General features: G+C 33.2%; 3 protein-coding genes. All 3 read right to left on the reverse strand.

All coding sequences use genetic code 11. The features are described from left to right. Positions 1-232: 232 nt before the first annotated feature. From CIK98_RS08450 to CIK98_RS08460, 3 genes are read right to left on the reverse strand one after another with little or no spacing between them, the layout of a single operon-like run. Positions 233-2,086: a LysM domain-containing protein gene (locus tag CIK98_RS08450; protein ID WP_141210476.1), complete on the reverse strand. Its 1,854-nt coding sequence runs from the start codon at positions 2,084-2,086 to the stop codon at positions 233-235. A 13-nt stretch (positions 2,087-2,099) separates the two neighbouring features. Then, positions 2,100-2,960 carry a hypothetical protein gene (locus CIK98_RS08455; protein ID WP_094383804.1) on the reverse strand — a complete coding sequence of 287 codons (861 nt, stop codon included), beginning with the start codon at positions 2,958-2,960 and terminating at the stop codon, positions 2,100-2,102. A gap of 33 nt (positions 2,961-2,993) precedes the next feature. Continuing rightward, the gene (locus CIK98_RS08460; protein WP_094383805.1) at positions 2,994-3,116 is read right to left on the reverse strand and encodes an HNH endonuclease; all 123 of its coding nucleotides are present in this window, start codon (positions 3,114-3,116) and stop codon (positions 2,994-2,996) included. Between the last annotated feature and the right edge of the window lie 425 nt (positions 3,117-3,541).

A 3,541-nucleotide genomic window follows, 5' to 3' on the forward strand; every position in this document is an offset into this window, starting at 1 on the left:
CAAAGATAATCCTTTTTGTTGAAACTGCAATATAAAGGATGGAAATGTTACAAATAATTAACGGATAGAACTTGGTTCACTCTTTCGGGACTATGAACATCGGGACACGGACCTGTCCCCTGTCCCGTTCATAAGACAGCCACCGTCCACGATTATAGTTGTGCGTCAGGGAACTAAAGTGATCTTAACCTATGAGCCTTCCACGATTATCGTTGTGGGACAAGATACTTTATCACTTTGAACTTGGTATTCCATCCCAGTCTTCCCATTCTGACTTTCGTATCTTCCTTGTTGTTGCCTCGGTACGCAGTTTTCTCATCTTAGCCTGAATTAATCTTATTTTTTCAATACTTTGAGAATACGTATTTGGGAAATGATATAAATTACTTAACTGATTTTCATATTCGCTATATAATTTACTATTTAAATTATCATGATATTCTTTTCGTCTTGCTTTACTCAGTTCTAAGTTATCTCGATGTATAGCTTCACGATGGTCTAAATAATTATCATATTCTGTTTTAGAGATGTATTTTTTGCCCATTTGCTGCTGCTTACGTAGCCATTGTAATCGAGTACGCCATTCTTTGATGACGTATTGCATAGAACTCCTTTCGATTTTATTCATTCCTACCTTATTAGCAGGTGCAGACCTTGATATTGCTTTTACCAACTTTCCACCAATGTTAACCTTGGTAGAATAGCGGTCAAAGAATTGTTTTTGCTTGCGATCACTAGCTTCAATTTGATTTTCCATATTTGCAATCTCGCTCTCATGTTGTCTTATTAAATTTGCTAACAATAACATTTCACCATCATCCTCTTGGGAATCATAATCGCTTGATTCATCATTGTTTTGTGGTGAGGTGACATTTGCCATTGAATGAACTAAATTCAATAGATTCTCACCTATTTTTTCCCATGTAATCGTTTCCTCTTGTGGCTTAAAACCTTTCGCAAACCATTCATCAACAAAATCCCATTGGTCTCTAATAAGATATTGTGTTTCCTTTGATTTCAATTTTGCAGGAAATAGATTTTGGTTTTTCAACTGTTTCAAATTTTCTTTATAAAATGCGGTAAGCTGGGACGGTTTAATAAATTTTTCAAAACGGATATTTTGTGGTGGATTTATATCATCAATAGGAACCTGATATTCTGTTAATGCTATAAGTTCCGTTGCAATTGTACTATGCATCTTGCCTAACAGTGGTACATGACCATTCTGACTATAAATACCTTTTCTTACAATTCCAGCAGGATTAAGACCATAAAACAAATATTTTTGATTGGTTGTAACTTTATAGTTGTCCGAATACCACATTTCTACATCTGTTTCAGCGGCATCTCCTATCTTTAATGCACCTTTATATACATTACAAATGTCTCCCTTATAGGTTATCTTTTCTGCTGTCGTATTAAGTGTGGAAGTCTTTTCCATATCAGATGTTTTGTAATCTGGGTCAAGAGAACTCATATATTGTCTTAAGTATTGAGTGTCTGTGACAATACCACTTCTGGTTATATCACTATAAACATATACTTTATCATTAGAAGAAATAACATTATGCACATGCATTGTCATATCAACTATATGAATAAGATCTCCTTTTATTATGATTTTTACAGTACGTTCTCCATTATATGCCATTCCGTAAGAGAACTTACGAACTAGGTTATTGTGATATTCATAATTGCGATAAAGTAATGCTCCTTCAAAAACACGTGGTATAGAGGATAAATAGTGATTTTTCTTATTCACATTTTTGCTTGAAGTGACAATTTTCTTTCCTATATTATTGGCTTTACTTGTTTGGCCATTAGTAACATTTGTTTTGTATTGATTTTTTTTTGTTTCTGTATTATTTGAAACATTAACGCTTGGTATCGTGAGGATTAATCCAGAATAACAAATCTTATTTTTCGAATTTGCAGTCTTTAGTTGTTGTTCGGATATTCCATACTTATTTGCTATCGAAGCAAAAGTTTCTCCACGCTTTACAATATGTTGTGAAGTGTTTTGAGCATTCAAAATTACTGTAAGAAACAGTAATAGTACCGTTATATTGATTCTATATGGTGACATAATCTGAATATTATTAATTATATTGTATGACAAGATAATTTGAAACACTCCAAAATGAAGTTGGATCGAGTATTTTTAGTATATATGTATTTTTATTTACTTTTTCTAAAACGTATGAATTGGTAGGCATTTGTGTTAATACTATCGGGGTCTTACCGTTAATTGTAACTTCAGTGAATTGTCTGATATCAACTTTGTCAAATAATTCTGAATTTAAATTAGAAACATTCAGTCGTTTCTTCTTTAAAAATCCACTTGAAGAAATAACACCTTTTTCCTGCAAATCAGCTTTTGTTCCAATCAATACATAACATTCATTGATGATATTATCTTGTATTTTCATTATTTCTTCCTGCTCCTTATTCTTCATAGAGAGATCCGAGACATCATTGCTTAATGAAGTTACACGTTGTGTTATTCTTGCAATATCGGCATTTTTGTTGTTTAGTTCTTCTTGTAATTGAGCTATTATACGCTCTTTCTCATTCAGACTGTTTTTGTAGAAACTGATAATTCGATTAATTTTTTTTGCTGATTCTGAAGATGCGTTTCTCAGTGAGTCTTGCAATTCTTCAATATTGTTTTTCTGTCTGTCAATCAACTGCTTGAAAAGAGATAACTTTTCCAACATTTGCACTCGCGTTGGTTTTGGTACTCCATCTGTTGTTGTCAAATTTGTTAAATATCCTTCTTGCAAAAAAATACTGTCCATGCTTGCAGACAACGTATTAATGAAGTAGTTGAGTTGTTTATTGTCTGCAGATATTGAATCAATCACAGTGTCTTTGTTTTCAATCTTATCTATTTTGTTTGAACATGAATATAAAGAAAACAATAGAATTATTGCCAACAGATTTATACATTTTTTATTCATAATCAAAACCCTTATTCGTGTCGAGCGCAACTTTTATTTAAAACTAATATTATTTTCTTTCCTTCTATTACACTCCCTACAAAGCATTTGGCAGTTGGATTCTATTGTTCTGCCGCCTTCGCGCCAGTGGGATGTTAAATCATTGTAAGGAGCCATCGACTCACTGGAATGAAATCCGCCTCAAAGGTACAAAGATTATCAGAAAAGAGAAAACTTTTTTGGAAAATATTCTAATTTCGTCCTAATTTTTCTGTTTATCAATGGCAAATTAATAATAAAAGCAGTATTTTTGCAGCAAAATCGCAAGTTTCTTTTGTATAAAACAACGGGGCACACGTCGAGTAGAGCGAGGGAGTTTCACCCTCACCCTCTCACAGAACCGTGCGTGAAAGTCTCCCCTCACACGGCTCTTCACACTCAACTCTTTGTGCATAGACATAACCTTGGGGTTTGACCTAGGCTGTCAAGTTTGTTGAATTTTCCTGTACCATTTTCACTATAGTTTTTATCGATAAGAGTGTTAATTTAACGTGTTTATTTTTAACAGTTTGGTGACGTGTTTTTAACATTAAAAACTTGTA

Source organism: Prevotella sp. P2-180 (assembly GCF_002251435.1).
Lineage (GTDB): Bacteria > Bacteroidota > Bacteroidia > Bacteroidales > Bacteroidaceae > Prevotella.

Coding starts and splice junctions, on each gene's coding strand:
- CIK98_RS08450 (WP_141210476.1), bottom strand. CDS start 2,086: ATGTCACCATATAGAATCAATATAACGGTACTATTACTGTTTCTTACA.
- CIK98_RS08455 (WP_094383804.1), bottom strand. CDS start 2,960: ATGAATAAAAAATGTATAAATCTGTTGGCAATAATTCTATTGTTTTCT.
- CIK98_RS08460 (WP_094383805.1), bottom strand. CDS start 3,116: ATGGCTCCTTACAATGATTTAACATCCCACTGGCGCGAAGGCGGCAGA.